Origin of the sequence: Natrarchaeobius halalkaliphilus, from assembly GCF_003841485.1 — an archaeon.
Lineage (GTDB): Archaea > Halobacteriota > Halobacteria > Halobacteriales > Natrialbaceae > Natrarchaeobius > Natrarchaeobius halalkaliphilus.
Window position 1 is genome coordinate 322,095 of record NZ_REFY01000005.1, and the last position, 18,674, is coordinate 340,768.

The 18,674-nt window shown below is 59.4% G+C and carries 15 protein-coding genes; 10 read left to right on the forward strand and 5 right to left on the reverse strand.

Annotated features, from left to right (window positions below; translation table 11 throughout):
• Nucleotides 1–241 precede the first annotated feature (241 nt).
• On the reverse strand, nt 242–1,510 hold the full coding sequence (gene icd / locus EA462_RS14220; protein ID WP_124179238.1) for an isocitrate dehydrogenase (NADP(+)): 1,269 nt from the start codon (nt 1,508–1,510) through the stop codon (nt 242–244).
• A gap of 217 nt (nt 1,511–1,727) precedes the next feature.
• Between icd and EA462_RS14225 the strand changes: the two genes are divergently transcribed.
• Nucleotides 1,728–2,498 (forward strand): helix-turn-helix domain-containing protein, encoded by a 771-nt coding sequence (locus tag EA462_RS14225; RefSeq protein ID WP_165872094.1) that lies wholly within the window; start codon nt 1,728–1,730, stop codon nt 2,496–2,498.
• Nucleotides 2,499–2,640: 142 nt separating this feature from the next.
• On the opposite strand, the gene EA462_RS14230 is transcribed toward EA462_RS14225, so the two are convergent.
• From EA462_RS14230 to EA462_RS14240, 3 genes are all read right to left on the reverse strand, one after another.
• Nucleotides 2,641–3,546, reverse strand: coding sequence for an HpcH/HpaI aldolase/citrate lyase family protein (locus EA462_RS14230; RefSeq protein WP_165872095.1), 906 nt, complete (start codon nt 3,544–3,546; stop codon nt 2,641–2,643).
• Between the two features lie 819 nt (nt 3,547–4,365).
• Nucleotides 4,366–5,592: a molybdopterin molybdotransferase MoeA gene (locus tag EA462_RS14235; protein WP_124179241.1), complete on the reverse strand. Its 1,227-nt coding sequence runs from the start codon at nt 5,590–5,592 to the stop codon at nt 4,366–4,368.
• A 62-nt stretch (nt 5,593–5,654) separates the two neighbouring features.
• Nucleotides 5,655–6,890 (reverse strand): methylaspartate ammonia-lyase, encoded by a 1,236-nt coding sequence (locus EA462_RS14240; RefSeq protein WP_124179242.1) that lies wholly within the window; start codon nt 6,888–6,890, stop codon nt 5,655–5,657.
• 166 nt (nt 6,891–7,056) lie between these two features.
• Here EA462_RS14240 and EA462_RS14245 point away from each other — a divergent pair, with 166 nt between their 5' ends.
• From EA462_RS14245 to EA462_RS14260, 4 genes are all read left to right on the forward strand, one after another.
• A complete protein-coding gene (locus EA462_RS14245; protein ID WP_124179295.1) occupies nt 7,057–8,298 on the forward strand; it encodes a Zn-dependent hydrolase in 1,242 nt (413 codons plus the stop codon).
• Nucleotides 8,299–8,395: 97 nt separating this feature from the next.
• Nucleotides 8,396–8,839 carry a RidA family protein gene (locus EA462_RS14250; RefSeq protein ID WP_124179243.1) on the forward strand — a complete coding sequence of 148 codons (444 nt, stop codon included), beginning with the start codon at nt 8,396–8,398 and terminating at the stop codon, nt 8,837–8,839.
• Between the two features lie 148 nt (nt 8,840–8,987).
• Nucleotides 8,988–9,452: a CoxG family protein gene (locus EA462_RS14255; protein WP_124179244.1), complete on the forward strand. Its 465-nt coding sequence runs from the start codon at nt 8,988–8,990 to the stop codon at nt 9,450–9,452.
• Between the two features lie 146 nt (nt 9,453–9,598).
• Nucleotides 9,599–10,939, forward strand: coding sequence for a dihydroorotase (locus EA462_RS14260; RefSeq protein WP_124179245.1), 1,341 nt, complete (start codon nt 9,599–9,601; stop codon nt 10,937–10,939).
• Between the two features lie 27 nt (nt 10,940–10,966).
• Here EA462_RS14260 and EA462_RS14265 read toward each other — a convergent pair whose 3' ends face one another.
• Nucleotides 10,967–13,288, reverse strand: a complete 2,322-nt coding sequence (locus tag EA462_RS14265; RefSeq protein WP_124179246.1) for a xanthine dehydrogenase family protein molybdopterin-binding subunit — start codon at nt 13,286–13,288, stop codon at nt 10,967–10,969.
• Nucleotides 13,289–13,732: 444 nt separating this feature from the next.
• Between EA462_RS14265 and EA462_RS14270 the strand changes: the two genes are divergently transcribed.
• The 5 genes from EA462_RS14270 to EA462_RS14290 all read left to right on the forward strand — a co-directional run bounded on the left by EA462_RS14270 (nt 13,733) and on the right by EA462_RS14290 (nt 18,672).
• Nucleotides 13,733–14,593, forward strand: a complete 861-nt coding sequence (locus tag EA462_RS14270; protein WP_165872096.1) for an FAD binding domain-containing protein — start codon at nt 13,733–13,735, stop codon at nt 14,591–14,593.
• The gene (locus EA462_RS14275; protein ID WP_124179248.1) at nt 14,590–15,084 is read left to right on the forward strand and encodes a (2Fe-2S)-binding protein; all 495 of its coding nucleotides are present in this window, start codon (nt 14,590–14,592) and stop codon (nt 15,082–15,084) included. Before EA462_RS14270 ends, EA462_RS14275 begins: the two co-directional genes overlap by 4 nt.
• Before the next feature lie 112 nt (nt 15,085–15,196).
• Entirely contained in the window at nt 15,197–16,186 is a 990-nt protein-coding gene (locus EA462_RS14280) for a C-terminal binding protein (RefSeq protein ID WP_124179249.1), read from the forward strand.
• Nucleotides 16,187–16,255: 69 nt separating this feature from the next.
• Entirely contained in the window at nt 16,256–17,425 is a 1,170-nt protein-coding gene (locus EA462_RS14285) for a pyridoxal phosphate-dependent aminotransferase (RefSeq protein WP_124179250.1), read from the forward strand.
• Between the two features lie 77 nt (nt 17,426–17,502).
• Nucleotides 17,503–18,672 carry an acyl-CoA dehydrogenase family protein gene (locus EA462_RS14290; RefSeq protein ID WP_124179251.1) on the forward strand — a complete coding sequence of 390 codons (1,170 nt, stop codon included), beginning with the start codon at nt 17,503–17,505 and terminating at the stop codon, nt 18,670–18,672.
• Nucleotides 18,673–18,674: the final 2 nt, after the last annotated feature.

Genomic DNA, 18,674 nt, shown 5'->3' on the forward strand with positions numbered 1-18,674 from the left:
AACGTCCTCCCGGAGAGAAGGCGCGATGATAGTTATTGAGTGAACGGGTGCCACCATCCTCTCCATACGAGAGCGAAGCAGCCACACCCTTTTTAAATTTTGCAATTTTCGATTCAGAGACATGTTAGACATAAACGGATTCAGACGCGTCCGGAACCACGTCGGACCGGACACACCAGGGGGGTCGTGGCGTAGCCCTGTGATCCAGCGGACACCGATCCTCAGTTACCGTGATCCGTTTTCAGTTGTCGCCGTCCGTTTTCATCGTCTCGACGACTGTCTCGGCGAACTCGCTCGTCGAAAGTTTCTCCGCGTCGTCCAGATGACGTGCCAGGTCGTACGTTACCTTCTTCGAAGCGATGGTGTCCTCGATCGAATCTCGGATCAGATCCGCCGCGTCGTTCCAGCCGAGGAACTCGAACATGATCCGTCCCGAGAGCATCAGCGCGGTCGGATTGACCTTGTCCTGGCCCGCATACTTCGGTGCGGAGCCGTGGACGGGCTCTGCGAGGCAGAGACCCGTTCCGAAATTAGCACCGGGTGCAACACCGAGCCCACCGACCTGGGCACCGGCTGCATCGGAAAGGTAATCCCCGTTCAGATTCGGTGTCGCTAAAATATCGTACTCGTCGGTTCGTGTCAACAGTTGCTGGAGCATGTTGTCCGCGATCCGATCGTTGACGACGACCGTTCCGTCGGGTACCTCACCGTCCTGTTCTTCCCAGAGCGTATCTTCCGTGATCACCTCGGTTCCATACTCCTCTCGTGCGACTTCGTATCCCCAGTCACGGAACGCCGCCTCGGTGTACTTCATGATGTTTCCTTTGTGAACCAGGGTGACGTATTCGCGGTCGTGCTCGAGCGCGTAATCGATCGCGCGACGAACGAGACGCTTCGTTCCGAACTCCGAGATGGGTTTGATACCGATTCCGACGTCACCCTCGTGGATCGCTCCCTCGTAGCCCATCCGCGTTTCGACGAAATCACGAACGCGAGAGACGTCATCACTTCCGGCCTCCCACTCGATGCCCGCGTAGACGTCTTCGGTGTTTTCCCGGAACGTGACCATATCCATCTGCTCCGGCTCCGAAACCGGCGAGGGAACTCCATTCAGATAGTAGGTGGGACGAACGTTCGCATAGAGATCGAGTTTCTTTCGCAACGCCACGTTCAGCGATCGATACCCCGATCCAACCGGAGTCGTCATCGGACCTTTGATTGCAACGCGGAACTCTCGTATCGCATTGACCGTATCCTCTGGTAAATTCTCGTCGTATCGCTCGCGGGCGGTTTCACCGCCGTAAATTCGCATCCAGTGAACGGTCCGGCCGGTGAGTTCCGCGGCGGTGTCTAGAACTCGCTTCGCTGCTGGACTGACGTCTTTTCCAACTCCGTCTCCGAAGAGAATCGGAATAATCGGTTCGTCGGGAACGATCAGCTCTCCATCGTCGTCGACTTCGATTCGTTCTCCCTCAGCAGGCACTGTGACGTCGCCGTAATCGTGCTCCATACACTCGGCCAATACGATTCGAGCTATAAATAAGTATATCAAGGAACAGAAGTAAGTATTTTTTCTTGATAAGTTAGCGACGATCCGATCGTTTCCCAATTCGAACTTATTTATTTAGGCGGAAGTGAATGAGTTATCCGGTGGCGTTTTACACAGTATAACGTCGAGTATCCAAATATGGGAAAGATATAAGTACATGATCCACAAGAGATCCGATATGGGATACAAGGCAAACAGGAGGGTGGAAACGAGCATCAAGACGTTCGAAATAATAGAACGTCTGAAGCAGGGTGATCCGGTCGGCGTTTCCGAACTCGCCAGCGAAATGGACATGAGTAAAAGTATCGTGCACAATCACCTGAGTACGCTACGAGAGCTGGGATACATCACCAAGATCGAAGACAAATACGCTCTTTCACTCGAATTTTTTACCCTCGGGACAGACGTGCGATCCAAGGCTCCGCTTTATAAATTCGGCCGCCAGGTGGCCGAACACAGCTCGTCGGATCTAGCCGCACCGATCATCATCGCGCAGAAATTCGACAACGAAACCATCGTCATATACCGCACGAACGGTACCGAGATCCACATACCAGATCTCGAACTCGGAGCAACGGCAAAACTTGGACGAACGCTCCCCGGAGTTGCAATATTGCGAACGATGGACAAAGGCGATATCGACGACGAAGCGGTGAGCCACGATCACGACCATCCGGAACTCACGCCAACGACGGAGTCGGACGAGTACGTGATCGGGAATGTAACGACGACAGACTCCGTTTCGGCGGTTGCATCGCCGGTTACAGTCCAGGACGATGTTATCGGCTCGATCTGTGTACTGTCGCCACAGGCTTCCTCGAGCGCCATCGTTGATCAAATCGTCCCCGAAATTACTTCGATTCGGTCACAACTCGAGTCACAATTGAAATACAACTGGTCGACGAACCAGTCATTTGCGACCATAAAACACAGTTGGTATGGTGACTGACCGTTCGTAAAGACATATGCGAATTCGTATCGTATTTCATACAATAATTACAGCAGTACAACTGTAATCATTGACGGGACGGGCTCCGGATACGCCGGTAAACAGTAACAGCAGACCGTATCAGAGGGGCCACTGGCGAACGTCAGTAGTCGATTCTCTTCGCCTGTTCAGCTATTTTCTTGGCTGACTCGTAGGACTCCCTATCGATGACTCTCCCGTCGATTTTGGGGGCGCTACCGTCCGAGTTATCGTATTTTTTGACGATGCGCATTGCGGCCTCCGCTTCCTCCTTGCTTGGAGAGTACACCGTATTCGCGATGTCTACCTGTCCGGGGTGAACGACGATCTTTCCGTCGTACCCTAACTTCCGTGACTGTTCGCACGACCGACGAAATCCCTGGACGTCGTCGACATCGGCGTAGGGCCCATCGATGACGCGCAGATCAGCACTCGAGGCGGCAAGCGATAGCTTCGACAGGGGGTAGTGCCAATAGTGATCGGGGTACTCACGCTGTGATTCTTTCGAGAGACCACTCGCACCGATCGACGCCACGTAGTCGCCGGGACCGAAGATCATCGCATCTAATCCCGTACAGGAATGTGCGATATCCGAGGCGTTGTTCATGCCGGCTGCCGTCTCTATCTGAGCGGTTATTCGGATGCTCTCCGGATCGATTCCTGCGTTCTCCAGCACTGGTCCCAAGAGATTGTTGACCGTATGAAGATCGGACGCGTCCTCGACTTTTGGAATGATCAGGGAGTCGATTTGCTCCCCGACTTCCTCGATGATTTCGATGATATCGTCGTACCACCACGGGGACCTGACGTCGTTTATTCGGTAACTGATCGTTTTTCCGTGCCAGTCGTTTGCGATAACGGACTCCGCGAGATTCGACCGAGCGTCGATCTTGTTGTTCGGCCCGATGGAATCTTCAAGATCGAGAATGATTTCGTCGGCGTCGCTGTCCGTCGCCATGGATATCAAGTCCGTCTCGTTGCCCGGCACTGCCAAAAGCGAACGACGAAGGCCGAGTGTGTTGGTGGTCATACCTCCGTCTTTCCGTCGAAGCTCAAAAGCTCTTGGGTGTATACTTAGAAAGGCGACAGAACGACCGGCAGCTCCCAGATCGGACCGTGGAAACGACATATTATTTACGGGAGTACAACTGTAACCCGTTATTTTAAAAGAACAGGGTGTGCGAACTCGTGGTAGACCACGAAACTCGTTTGGCACGAGAGACGATTATCGACCATCTCGACCGAGTTGACGTCGAACCTTGTCAATTACGGGCGTTCCAAAATAATAGTTAGCTTCCAAGTCTAAATCGCCCGCTGTGTCCCTCTGGAGCACATAATAATAGTACATGTTCATCGAATATCGCCCATTTTATGTCCATAGCTTCTTCTTTCCCAGATTTTACCCACCGATATTAAATTTCATGTTATATTCTAAGTAAACAGCAAAAGTATGATAGGCAGAACGTATATTCAACAGGTTTCAGGCACGCGATTATCGCGAGTATTGCCACAGAGAGCGAAATAAGTCATCACTTTATCGGAATATCTGATGTGTACTTCTCGTGCAAGGTTGTACTGGTGGAGTTGCCCGACAGCATGCTCGTAATACGGGAATGTACGGACTTCACAGTATCCCCTTGTTTTTACCCGCAACGCCGAATTTCGCGTGCGTTTTCGAATGCTCCAGAGGTGGAATCGGATAGAGAAAAGTACACATACGCCACGGATTCCGAAATCCGAACGAACGAACCGCCAGAGAGCGCCCGAAGGGCAAGCGGCGGTATCTCTTCGGATGTGGATCATTCTCTCTCTCCGCCCGAGTCGAAGGAGTGGCGACACCGGTGTCCGGTCACTCGAGGACCGAGTACGGAAGGACGGATACCGTCGTTTCAGCCTCGAGCGGGGACTGCGTGAGGACGACGCCGTCAGCGCGACTCGCACGGGTACTCGAGGAGAGGACGCTCGGATCGAACTGGCTGTCATAGACGGAGAGCGGCGAATCGGCGTGTCCCAGCGCGGTCGTCTCGTATCCGTCTTCGGTTTCCTCGAGCGTGACGGGAACGACGTACTCGAATCCGTCGGGACCGAGTTCGAGGTCGTGGGTGAGGCGCGCACCGACCGTCGGAAGCGACGTCGTTCCGGTGAAAAACGGGCGCATGACGAACGTCGAAATCGTGTGCGCACCGATCGGCTTGCCGGGAATCGCGAACGCGACGGCGTCGTGATCGGGTAGCGTGGCCATCGCGATCGGTTTTCCGGGTCGGATTCGAACGCGGTGAAACACCACCTCGCCAAGCGCGTCGAGTGCGCGGATAACGTGATCTTTGTGTCCAACGCTCGTTCCCCCCGTCGTCAGGACGACGTCGTACTGGTTCGCGAGCCGGTCGATCGAATCTTCGACGCGCTCGTACTCGTCGGGGACGCTACCCTCGTACGTCGGGTCGTGGCCCCACGACCGGATTAATCCGGCGAGCATGTCCGAATCGAGGTCGGTAATCCGTCCCTCGTGAATCTCCGTTCCGGTCGCCAGTACGGCCGTCGAAAACGGTTCGTAGACCTCGACTGTCTCCCGTCCCAGATCACCCAGAAGGATCGCGTCCTTCGGAGAAAGTCGCTCGCCTCGTTCGAAGAGCCGGTCGCCTTCCGAAAGATTGCTCCCACGTTCGTAGGTGTAGGTTCCCGGCTCGAGCGTCGTTCCCCGAAGCTGATCACCCTCGAGTGAGGAGTCCTCTCGTTTGAGAACAGCGTTCGCCTCGGGGGGAAGAGGGGCCCCAGTCGCGATCGGAACCGCCTCTCCGGGATCGATCGACGGCGGTTCGTCCTCCGGGAAGACTTCGTCAGCGATCACAGCGAGGGGATACTCGTCGGTCGCATCGAACGCGAACCCATCCATCGTCGCGTGATCGTGTGCAGGAACGTCGCGCTCTGCAACGATGGACTCGGCAAGCGTTCGTCGTTCGATCGACTCGAGCGGAACGGATCGCGTTTCGCGTTCGGAGAGAACGGACGAACGCATCTCGAGGACCGACTCCACCGCCGTACGACGCCATATCATATCGCTGTGATCGTGACCCATACCCACATACTAGACGGTCGGCCAATTGAATCATGCGGTCTCGATGAACCGGCTCGGAGGAATCAGGCCAATCGTCGGAGCGTTCGCTTCATTTCGTTGTTCGTGATGAGATACGGCTCGTCGACTCCCATTCCCGGTTTCGCGAGCAGTTGATCCGGTCGGGTAGCAAGGCCAACGTGAGTCGAGACGCGTGCAGAGATGTCCGTCTCCGCACAGCTACCACCCAGATAGGCGAGGATATCCGTTCCGGAGCAGTATCGGACGGCATCGATGCTGTTCGTGAGGTCACCGAGATCGGGCATTTTTATCTGTACCATATCGACGGCATCGGCGTCGACGAACGCCGTGACGTCCTCGTAGGTGTTACAGAACTCATCAGCGACGATGTCGACCGGAATCGAGTGGTCCGTCAATGCGTCTCGAAGCGTTCCGAGCGCGGTGATCTGCTCGCTTCTGGATCCCGCTTCGATCGGGCTTTCTATCCGAAGCTGGTAGGGTGATGCGGCGCGTTCGAGCTCCGCGAAGTAGTCGACGATATCTGTCGTATCGTACGGTGGATCGAAAATCTCGCCAACGGTACCGTAGATGTCGAGATGAATCGTCGGACGGTACGACGACGAGCCGAGTTCGGAGATTCGTTCGCTCAGCCACGAGAGATACTCGAGCAGCCGCTCGCCGTCGGCCCCGATGTCGTCTACCGAGTTGAACAGTCCGTGGGGGAGAACCGGAACCCGTTTGAGGATCATCTTTTCCGCGTTGTCGTATCGGTTCGACCCACTCTGGGTGAAGATCGGAACCGGCTGTGGAACGAGGTCCAGATCGTACGCATCCGTAATAACCTCCGTCATCGTCTTCGAGTCAGCGATCGCCGCCGTCTCGAGAAGCGCCTGCGAAAGGCCGTACCGGACCGCCGTGTGCAATCCGCCGGTCTCGGCGGCGACCTCGTCGATCGTCGCAACGTTGTTCGTAAAGTCGGATGCGTCGCGGCCGACGAGCGCGTCCGAAACGGTCGCTTCGATATCGTCGAGGTGCGAGTCGGCATCGAAGTAGACGTCACGGCCACCGAACCCGGAGTACTGGACCGCCGTGCACTCGCCAACCCCGATCCGTCCGTTCGTGAGTTCGATCTGGACGCTTATCGCCTCTGCCGGCTGGCGAACCCGAGAGAAACCGGGAGTAACCGGTTCACCCGCGTAGGAAAATCCGTCGCGGTCTGCGGTGGTGACGATCGCTTCCTTATCATCGAAGAAGTATCCACCGAGCGTTGGCACTGCAACGACGTCTGCAATCGCTGGCATAATATATTCATTATAATAGGAATATATATTCGTTTGTATTCGTGGAATGCGTTGAGGACGTGAATGTGACGTGGACGTGTGACGACGACATCGTCAACGGTGGCTTCAGCCGCGAAAACGGCGATATCCAAGGAGTTTTGTGAGTTAAGCGTCAGCATCACGTATGATCGCCATCGACCACGAACGGCTTCGATCCGACATCGAAGCGAACGCACGCCACGGTGCGATCGAGACCGACACGGGGCGAGGCCGAACGGTCCTGACCGGCTCGGATGCGGATAAACACGTCCGCGAGCGGTTCATCGATCGCCTCGAGGACGCCGGACTCGATCACCGAATCGACCGGGTCGGGAACATCGTCGGACGGTGGGTGCCAGAGGGAGCCTCCGAAGAAACGCCACCGGTCGCACTCGGAAGCCATCTCGATTCCGTCCCGAGTGGAGGCATATTCGACGGACCGCTCGGCGTCTACAGCGCTCTCGAGGCGGTCCGTTCGATCCAGGAGTCCGACGAAACTCCCTCGCGACCGCTCGAGGTCGTCTGTTTCACCGAAGAGGAGGGAAGCCAGTTCGGAATCGGAACGCTCGGATCGCGCGTCATGACGGGGAGAATGTCGGTCGAATCGGCGCTCGAGTTGACCAACGACGGCGGCGAGACGCTCGAACAGCGTCTCGAGCGGATCGGGTTCGCGGGGACGGGCGATATCGATCCCGCAACGTGGCACGCGTGGTTCGAAGTACACGTCGAACAGGACACGCGTCTGGAATCCGCGGGCGTTCCGATCGGTACCGTCGATTCGATCTCGGGGATCACGAACTGTGCGGTGACCGTGACCGGGGAGGCAAATCACGCCGGGGCAACGTCGATGGACGAGAGACGCGACGCGCTGGTGGCAGCCGCCGAGTTCGTCGTCGACGTCGAACGGATCGCCGAAGAGATCGCAGCGGAACACCCGAGCGCCGTGGCGACCGTCGGCCGACACGACGTCGAACCGAACGTCAGGAACATCGTCCCCGGTGGCGTGACGATGCAGATGGACATCCGCGCGACCGAGTCCGACGTGATCGACACCCTCGTCGACCGATACGCGGACAGGCTCGATCGTCTGGAACGACGTCGTCCGGTCGAAACGTCGATCGATCGCTACCGTGATACGCCGCCGATCGGCTTGTCCGAGCGCTGCATCGATGCGATCAACCGCGGGGCCGACCGACAAGGAGTCGATTCGATGGACCTGTACTCGGCGGCGATCCACGATACGGCGAACGTCTCGACTGTAACGGACGCAGGAATGCTGTTCGCACCGTCACGCGACGGAATCTCGCATTCGCCACAGGAGTGGACGGAGTGGGAAGACTGTGCCACCAGCGCTGGCGTGCTGGCGGCCGCTGCACTCGAAGTCACCTAATCACGCGGCCGTGTGAGCCGTTCGGTTCGATCTCCCGTGAGAAGGTCACCTCCTATGGCGGCAGTAGTTTTTACTTGTCGCTTCGTCGAGCTAGCGTATGGAACGCTACGCCATCAACCCGAAACCGCTGAAGGACGCACGAGAGATCGGATACAATCACGGGATCGTCGCGAACGGAACGTTCTACATGGCCGGACAGGTCGCGATGGACGCGGAGTCGAACGTCATCGGTGACGATATCGAAACGCAGGCCAGAAAAGCCTACGAGAACGTCGGTATCCTGCTCGACGCGATCGGAAAGGACTTCGAGGACGTTGCGAAGGTCACCACACACATCATCGACCCACACGAACGGTACTTCGACGGGTACAAAACCGTCTACTTCGAGACGTTCGACGAACCGTATCCGTGCCACACCGTTCTCGGAGCACACCAGCTCGCACACGAAAAGTATCTCCTCGAGATCGAAATCGAGGTGCCGTTATCGGCAGACGACATCGATGCGATCGAACCTGACGGCGACGTGATCCGATCCATCTGAGACGGCTGTTTTCAGTCAGTCCAGGTGAGACCGTGACCGCCCAGCGAACGCGCCAGCGCACCGCCCCAGCGGAGTGGAGACGAACGGTCGTGGAGTACCGTCCTAGCAATCGCTGGAAATATATCCCAGGAGCGTAATACGACGTAGTATGGAAGTCGAGGAGACTGTCTCAGTTCCTACTGACCGTGAGACCGTGATCGAACAGATGCAACGGCCGGACGTGCTCGAGCGGGTGATCCCGAACTGTACCGGGGTCGAAGAGGTCGATAAACGGGTGTACGAGGCCGAAGTTTCGGAATCGGTCTCGCGAGTGTCGCTCGATCTCGAGGTGGATCTCGAGGTCACGGAATTCAACCCGCCGGATTCGTTCGTCGTCAGCGTCGACGGCGAAGCGCCGGGGAGCAACACGCAGGTTCAGGCCGAAGCGCGCTACGAACTCGAGGAAAACGACGATCAAACGGACATTCATCAGACGATGACGATCGACGTGAGCGGAAAGCTCGCGTCGCTCGGCTTTCGGATGCTGCGGAGTACGGTCAACAAGCGGATGCAAACGATGGTGGACAACGTTCAGGCCGAGTTCGAGGAGCCGACGAGCACCGTCGAGTCCTGAAGCGGAGTGCTTTTATACTGACTTACGGCGGTCCGTATCAGTCGGCTCGCGGTGGTCCAACGGAGGGAACTCGAAGGACGTCTGGACGGGCGGGCCAGACCTTCACTAAGCGAACGATTTATGCGGATACAGTAAAAGACAGAGGTATGTCTGACGTCGATACTCAGTTTTCGGGCGGACGCGTCTACCATGCCGGCGAGCTTATGGACCTGACGGTCGGTGTTACCGACGGAACCGTAACGCATCTCGCAAGGCCGGGGACGGCGTTGAACGCGACAGAGCAGATTGAACTGGACGGCGAGTGGATCCTTCCGGGATTCGTAGACGGCCACATCCATCTCAGAGAGCCGGGGTACGTGGAAAAAGAGGGCATCGAAACGGGAACCGCGGCAGCGGCCGCAGGCGGGGTAACGACCATCGTCGAGATGCCGAACACGACGCCGCCCGTCCTCGACGTGGATCGACTCGAGGAGAAGGCGGCCCGGTTCGCCCGAGACTCGCACGTAGACCACGCGTTTTTCGGTGCGATCACGGAAGAAAACGTCGGGACGGGGAATATCGAAGCGCTCGCTGAAGCGGGAATCACCGCGTTCAAGACGTTCATGGCGACGAGTTTCGGCCCGCTGCTGATGGACGATAAGGGAGTGCTGTATCGGGCGTTCGAGGAGGTTTCGGACACCGGATTGCCGCTGTATATCCACGCGGAAGACGAGGAGTACCTAGACGAGTTCACGACGCGGTGTAAAGACCAGGACGGAATGGACGCGTTCTTCGACTCCCGGCCACCGATCGCGGAAACCACGGCCGTCAGCGACGTCCTCGATATGGTCGAAGCGACGGGAGCCGAGACGGTGATCGCCCACGTGACGACGGCCGAAGCGCTGTCGCGAATCCGGGACGGGAGAGCCGACGGACTGCCCGTCCACGCGGAGGTGACGCCGTATCACCTCACGTTCGATCGCTCTGACGTCGCTGCGATCGGGACCGCCGCGATCGGAACGCCGCCTGCTCGCGACTCGCAAAACTTCGAGGGGCTCTGGACTCATCTCCGGAACGGCGACGTTCAGTTGCTGGGATCGGACCACGCCCCGCATCGGCTCGAGGAGCGCGACCAGCCTCCGCTCGAGGTTCCGCCGGGAATGCCACAGCTCGAGACGGCCGTTCCGGCGATGTTAGAGGCGATCGATCGCGGCCGGCTCTCGGTCGAAAAACTCGTCGAACTCTACGCCGAAAGTCCGGCTCGACTCCACGGACTCTATCCACGCAAGGGGACGATTCGACCAGGTGCCGATGCCGACCTGGTCGTCGTCGATCCGGATCGCGAGTGGGAGGTCGACGCGACCCGCTTTGAGAGTGCGGCGGACTACAGTCCGTTCGACGGGATGACGCTGACGGGAATGGCGACCGCGGTCTATCAGCGCGGAACGATGATCGCAAAAGGGGGGGAAACGGTGAGCGAACCCGGAGACGGTATCCGGCTGTCGTAATCGATCGGACCGTCCCGTCGGTTCTCGTTAGTCGTCTGCCTCGGTCATCGCCGTAAACACTTTTTCCGGTGAGGCGGGGAGCTCCGTGACGCGCCCGCCGATCGCGTCGTAGATGCCGTTTAAGATGGCGGCCGGCGTCGCAGTGATCGACGGTTCACCGATCCCTTTCGCACCGTACGGTCCGTTTCCGGACTCGGACTCGAGGATGATCGTCTCCATCTCCGGCGCGTCGGCCGTCGACGGCAGCTTGTAATCCGAGAGGTTTCGCGTGAGCGGAACGCCGTCGTCCAGGGAGTAATCCTCCATGAGCGCGTAGCCGAGTCCCTGAACCGCACCGCCTTCGATCTGTCCCTGAACGCGCGAGGGGTTGATCGCCTTTCCGACGTCGTGAGCGAGTGCGAGTTTGCTCACGGAGACCTCACCGGTGCGGGTGTTGACCTCGACCTCCGCGGCCTGGGTACTGAACGTGAAGTCCGGGAAGATCGATCCTTCGAGGATTTCGTCCTCGATCGGTGGCTCCGTCGGGGCGCGGAAGGTCTCTAGGTTCTGTAGCGGATTCCCCTCCGCGTGGCAGGCGATGACGACGTCGCTTACTGAAACCTCGTTCGTTCGGCCCGACGTGTGGACGACGCCATCGGAGATGTCCAGGTCGTCCGCGTCCTCCTCCAAGAGGTCCCCCGCTTTCTCGAGTATCTGCTGGCGGAGCGTATTGGCCGTCTTTCGAACCGCGTTTCCGGACATGTACAGTCCGCGCGAGGCGGTCACGGTCCCGCCCAGCGGAGTCGACTGCGTGTCGCTCGAATTCACCTGGATATCCTCGGTCGGAATACCGAGTTCCTCGGATGCGATCTGTCGCAGAGACTCGCGCTGTCCGCCGCCGAGGTCCGGAATACCGGAACGAACGATCGCGCTGCCGTCTTTCTCGAGTCCGACCCACGACGAGGAGATGTCCCCGAGATACCGCATCCGTCCGTACGATTGCCAGCTACTGGCAAAGCCCTGTCCGACGACGACGTCCGGATCGTCGGACTGGGACGGCTCCCCGAGCGCGTCGAGGGCGGCGTCCTGGGACTCTCCGAGCATGACTGCCGAATCGATCGGCTGACCCGTCGCCGTCGTATCCCCTCGCTCGAAATAGTTCTTCCGGCGGAGTTCGGCGGGGTCCATCTCGAGTTCGCGGGCGATGGCGTCGATCTGTTGTTCGACGCCGAACGTCGCTTCGACGGCACCGAACGAGCGGAACGCACTCCCCGGCGTGTTGTTCGTCAGCACGGAGTAGCCGTCGGCTTTCACGTTCGGAATGTCGTACGGGCCGGTGGAGTGATAGGTCGCGTACATCAGGATCCACGGGCTCAAGTAGACGTACGCACCGGAATCGGAGACTAGCTCTGACTCGACGGCGACGAGGTTTCCATCCTCGTCTGCGGCGTGTTTGTATCGGACGGTAAACGGCGATCGTTTGTGTCGACCGACGAACATTTCGTCGCGATCGTAGGTGAGTTTTACCGGTCGTCCGGTTTCCCACGTGAGCAAGGCGATGTACGGTTCGACGGTGAGGTCTTCTTTTCCGCCGAATCCGCCGCCCATAAGGGTTCCGCGGACGCGGACTTTGCTCTCGGGAAGGTCCAGAATCTCCGCGACCTCCCGGTATTGCTCGATAACCTGGGTCGCGACTCGAAGGTTCAACACGCCGTCATCGTCGATCCAGGAGACGCCGGATTCGGGTTCCAGATGTGCGTGCTCCTGGAACGACGTTTCGTAGGTGTCCTCGACGACGACCGCCGCGTCCTCGAACGCCTCGTCGACGTCACCCTCTCTGAGTTTCCAGCGGGCGATGACGTTGTTGCCTCCGTGAACCTCGGGTGCGTCCGGTTCCATCGCCTCTCTGGGATCGAAGACGCCCTCCTTCGACCCGTAGCTCACACGAATGCGCTCGGTCGCCTCGGAAGCGATCTGTGGATCCGTGGCCGCGACGATCGCGATCGGTTCACCGAAAAATCGGACGACGTCGTCCGCGAGTACCTGATGTTTGGCTTCGAGCAATCCGACCTCCTGAGATTGTCCAACGACGTTCGATGCCGACTTGTTGTTCGGGACGTCCGCAGCCGTAATGACGGCCTCGACGCCGTCTATCGCTTCGGCCTCGGACGTATCGACGTCTTCGATAGTGGCGGACGCGCGTGTCGATCGACACACGTTGGCGTGTAACAGTCCGTCCGCATCGAAGTCGTCCGCATACGTTAGCTCGCCGGTGACTTTCGAGCGGTCGTCCGGACCGTAGTGGCTGGTCCCGACGCTCGAGAACACCCGCTTCGTCTGCTGTTCCGTCTGGAGTTGATTAGCGGTCATACGTATTAGACGTGTGGGTAAGTACGATTTACCGTCCTGTGGTTGTCTGCACCGTCAGTCGAACCGACGGGAGAGCCCCGGAGTTCGACGACGAGTTCGCTCATACTACCGTACGAGTGATGATAGTACTATCAGTATTAAAATCTTTGGCGAGCCGACGGAGGCTGTCGGGGAAAACGACGATCTTCAGATGCGCGGGTGAAAGATGAGATGGAGTCCGAAGAGCCGATATCCGAATTCTTCGGTTTCGTCGGCTCGAAGGGCGACGTTCAATGAGACGGTTTGCTGTGACTTTTTACCGGGGCGACCGCGAGCTGTCCTGCGGTCGCTCCGGTAACGACTTACAGTAGACCGTATGAGAGGTCGGCAATCGTGAGGTAAAACCGCGGCCGACATGGGGCGAAGCTTTAATACCGTATCCGGGAGATCATTGAGATGACGCGTATGTCAGCGCAAACCGAGTACCACAGACCGGAAACCATCGATTCGGTCTGTGAGATGTTAGAGGAGTTATCCGATCCGACGATCGTTGCCGGGATGCAGTCCCTCGGATTACTGATGAAGGAGGGAATCGTCTCGCCAGAGACGCTGGTCGACATCAACGGTGTGGAGGGATTGGACGGAATCGAACGAGAGGACGACCACGTCCGCCTCGGCGCGATCGCAAACCACAGAGATGTCGAGTGTTCGGAGATCGTCACAGAGGGAGTTCCAGTTCTCGCGACGGCTGCGAGTGAGATCGCGGATCTCCAGATTCGAAACGCCGGAACGATCGGTGGTGCAACGGCGTACGCGGATCCGACGGGAGACTACCCGCCGGTTCTGATGGCGCTCGATGCCACGATCGTTTCCCGGACGACCGACGACGAACTCGAACGTGAGGCCGGAGAGTTCTTCACCGGCTTCTATGAGTGCGCGCTCGGTCCGTCGGAGCTGCTGACCGAGATCCGCGTTCCCACGATCGGTGACGGTGAAGGAACAGGATACGAGAAGTTGGCGTATCGAGAGAACGATCGGGCGATCGTCAACGTCGCGACGTATCTGTCCTTAGAGGACGACCGGTGTGGCTCCGCGCGGATCGTCGTCGGAAGCGTTTCCGACCGACCCGTGTTCGCACCGGACGCTGCGGACTCCCTCGTCGGGACGGCCGTAACGGACGACGATATCGCTGAGGCGGCCGAGGCGACAGCCGAAGAGGTTCCCATCGATCCCGATCCCACGGTTTCGGTCGACTACCGACGATCGATGGTCCGAAACCTGACCGAAAAAACGCTTCAGACCGCGCGCGAGGAGGGACACCAATGACAGAACTGACCCTGACGGTAAACGATGAACAGCAAACGATCGACGTCGATCCGTCGAAACCACTCGTCGACGTTCTTCGTGACGATCTGGGACTAACCGGAACGAAAAAAGGCTGCTCCACCGGCGTCTGTGGAGCTTGTACCGTTCGAATCGACGATGAACCCCGAAAAGCCTGCATGCACATCGCAGGAATGGTCGACGGCAAATCGATCGAGACCATCGAAACCCTCTCCGACGGGGACGATCTCCACCCCGTGCAGGAAGCCTTCCTCGAGGAGTTCTCGCTCCAGTGTGGGTTCTGTACGCCCGGGTTCATCATGTCCGCTGTCGCGTTGCTCGAGGAGAACCCGGATCCGACCGACGAGGAAATCGAGACCGCACTCCACGGGAACACCTGTCGCTGTACCGGATACGACATGATCTTCGAGGGCGTAAAGCGGGCAGCGAACGAGATGAACAACGAGTCAGCGGCCCAGCCAGCCGACGATTAGGCACGACCGACGGTGGCGCTGGCGCACACGATCGAGCAACTCGAATCGTCGTACTCCGAGACGGAACGAGCGGCGGCGAAGGGTTTTTGCGGAACCGTTGAGATGAGTGCGTATGTCCCGCACTGTACGAATCGTCCACCTCGATCCGGACTGGTTTGGTGACGTAGAACAAGAACGACGAGCGTTCGAACGGGAGTTCGACGCGGTCCGTGTCGACGCCGTCGACGTGCCGGCCGACGCGTCTGCTGGCGAAATCGCACGAGAAGTCGGAGAGGCTGATGCACTCCTCACCCACTACACCGACGTATCGGGGCCGCTGATGGACGCGACTGGATGTTCGGTCGTCAGCCGGTACGCCACCGGTATCGACGGCATCGACGTCGAGGCGGCCACCGAACGTGGCGTCAAGATTGCGAACGTTCCAACCTACTGTGACCGGGAGGTGGGCGAACACGTGGCCACGCTCGCGATGGCCTGTCTCCGAGGACTCCCGCAGTACACCTCCTCGACCGCCGACGGAGAGTGGGACTGGAGCGCGGTCGATCCGGTGAGATCGTTCTCGGAACTCTCGTTCGGGTTTCTCGCGTTCGGGAACAAAGCCCGTGCGGCCGCGGATATCGCGACCGCCGTCGGCTTCGAGTGTCTCGCCGCCGACCCGTTCCTCGACGACGAAACGATCGAGCGTGCCGGCGTCGAACCCGTCGAGTTCGACGAACTGATCGAACGGTGTGACGTGCTATCAGTTAACGCCCCATTGACCGACGAAACCAGAGAGATCATCGACGAAGACGTCCTCGAGCGGATGCCCGACTCGAGCGTTCTCATCAACACCTCGCGGGGGGAACTCGTCGACGAAAGCGCGTTGCTCGACGCCCTCGAGGACGGGCCGTTGCTCTCGGCCGGCCTCGACGTCCTCGCGAACGAGCCGCCGGCCGAGACGAATCCGCTGCTGGGCCGGTCCGACGTGTTCGTGACGCCACACGCCGCCTGGTACTCCGAGCGGTCGGTGGACGAACTCATCGAGAAGGGATCGGAGGCGGTAATCGCGGCATACGAGGAACATCAACACGAAGGGATCGTCAACCCCGAGACGCTCGAGTGATCGGCCCCGTCTCGGTGAACCACCGAACGGAGACCAAACGACTTTATTGATCCTGTGACAGCTAGTATCATGAACGCGAACGGATGCGCCGACCGGATCGTTCGGATGCCCGAGTCGGGCATCAGAGAGGTCTTCGACAAAGCGGCACAGTACGACGACATCGCGGACCTCAGTATCGGGGAACCGGACTTTACGACGCCGGAACCGATCATCGACGCGGTCGACGAGCGGGTCAGGGCGGGGGCAACACACTATACGCCGACGGCAGGTCGATCCGATCTTCGCGAGTCGCTTTCGAGAAAGCTCGCACGGGAGAACGACATCTCGGTCGATCCCGAATCGGAGGTTCTCGTCACACCCGGGGCGATGGGCGCGCTGTTCGAGTCGATACACTCGCTCGTCGATCCCGGTGACGAAGTCGTCATCCCCGAGCCGTTCTGGCCGAACTACCACGGTCACGTCGCCAGCGCCGGGGGAACCATCGTTCCCGTCGAGACGGACCGAAAAGACGGTTTCGTCCCGTCGCCTGATCGCATCGCCGACGCGATCACGGCCGACACGAAACTGCTCGTACTGAACACGCCATCGAACCCGACCGGGGCGGTGATTCCGCAAGCCACGCTAGAGCGGATCGCGTCGGTCGTCGACGAGGCCGACATCTGGTGTCTCGTCGACGAGACGTACGAGTCACTCGTCTACGACGACCGCGAACACTACTCGATCGCGAGCGATCCGGCACTGTTCGACAGGACGGTGACGGTCCACAGTTTCTCGAAGGCGTACGCGATGACCGGATGGCGGGTCGGCTACGTCTCCGGGCCGTCCCATATCATCGATTCGATCCGCGTACTTCAAGAACACACCGTCTCGAGCGTCGCGGAACCCGCACAGGTCGCCGCGATGGCCGCACTCGAGTCGCCGGAACTTCTCGAGGAGATACGCGAGACGTTCGATCGACGGCGAACGCTGATGGTCGACCGTCTCGGGTCGGTGCCGGGCCTCTCGCCGGTCGACCCTGCCGGTGCGTTCTACGTCTTTGCCGAACTCACCGGAACCGAACTCGACAGTCGCTCGGTCGTGATGCGGCTACTCGAAGACGAACAGGTCGCCGTCGTCCCCGGTTCCGTCTTCGGAGAATCGGCCGAATCGTTCCTTCGCCTCTCGTATGCGACTAACGAGGCGACGATCGAAGACGGAACGGATCGGATGCGACGCGTTTTCGAGTCGTTCTCGGCGTAATTCCGGCCTGGCTTTTAAACCATTGGCGTACGGTGAGTGATCGCTTACCGTACTCTACCGACAACGATAGGGCAACGATGAACTTCGACTGGCCACAGGAGTACGCGCTGATCAAGCAGGTGATCGCTGACATCGTCGAGGACTACCCCGACGAGTACTGGCGCGACGTCCGCGCCGAGAATCGGTTTCCGACGGAACTGTATCAGGACCTCGCTGACGGCGGCTGGCTGGGGATTCTCTTTCCCGAGCGCTTCGACGGACAGGACATGGACCTGCTCGCGTTGCTGGCCGTCGTAGAGGCGCTTGCCGAAGAGGGCGCGTGGATCGGTGCCGTCTCGCTCATCTCCGGGCCGGTGTTCGGGGGACTCTCGGTCCTCGAGCACGGGACCGAAGCCCAAAAAGAGCGCTACCTGCCGTCGATCGTCGACGGGAGCGAACGCTGGGCGCTCGGCGTGACGGAGGCGAACGCGGGACTGAACACGACGAACATCCAGACGAAGGCCGAACGGGACGGCGACGAGTTCGTCATCGAGGGCGGCAAGCAGTTCATCTCGGGCGTGGACCACTCCCATCGAATGCTCTTGCTCGCCCGGACGACGGCAAAAGCCGACGTGGACTCGCCGGCCGACGGCATCACGATGTTCATCCTCGATCTCGAGGACGACGCCATCAGCTACGACGAGATCGACCTGGACATCTACTATCCAGAGCGGACGTTCGAGATTCAACTCGACGAGGTGAGAGTGAGCGAGGAGGACGTCCTCGGGACGGTCGACGGGGGCTTCCAGCAGCTGTTCGACACGCTCAACACCGAACGAATCATCCTCGGGGCGTGTTCGTGGGGGGCGGGAAAGACCGTTCTCGACGCCGCCGTCGAACAGGCTCGCGAGCGCGTCGTCTGGTCGGAACCGATCGGCGGCCATCAGGCGATCCAGCACCCGCTCGCGGACGCCTACGCGGACCTCGAGAGCGCCAGATTGGTCCTCAGAAAGGCAGCCTGGCAGCAGTCGAACGGTCGCGACGGAGTCGGAGAGGCCGCGAACCTGGCGAACCTTCAGGCGGGGAAAGCGGCCTGGAGCGCCGCCGAAGCGTCGATGACGACGTTCGGCGGTATGTCGGTCGCCTCGGAGATGGGCGTCGCGGCCGCGTGGGGATTCATCCGCCACGCCAGGACGGTCCCCGTCAGCGAGGAGATGATCCGAAACTACCTCGGACAGCACACTCTCGGACTCCCGAAGTCCTACTGATC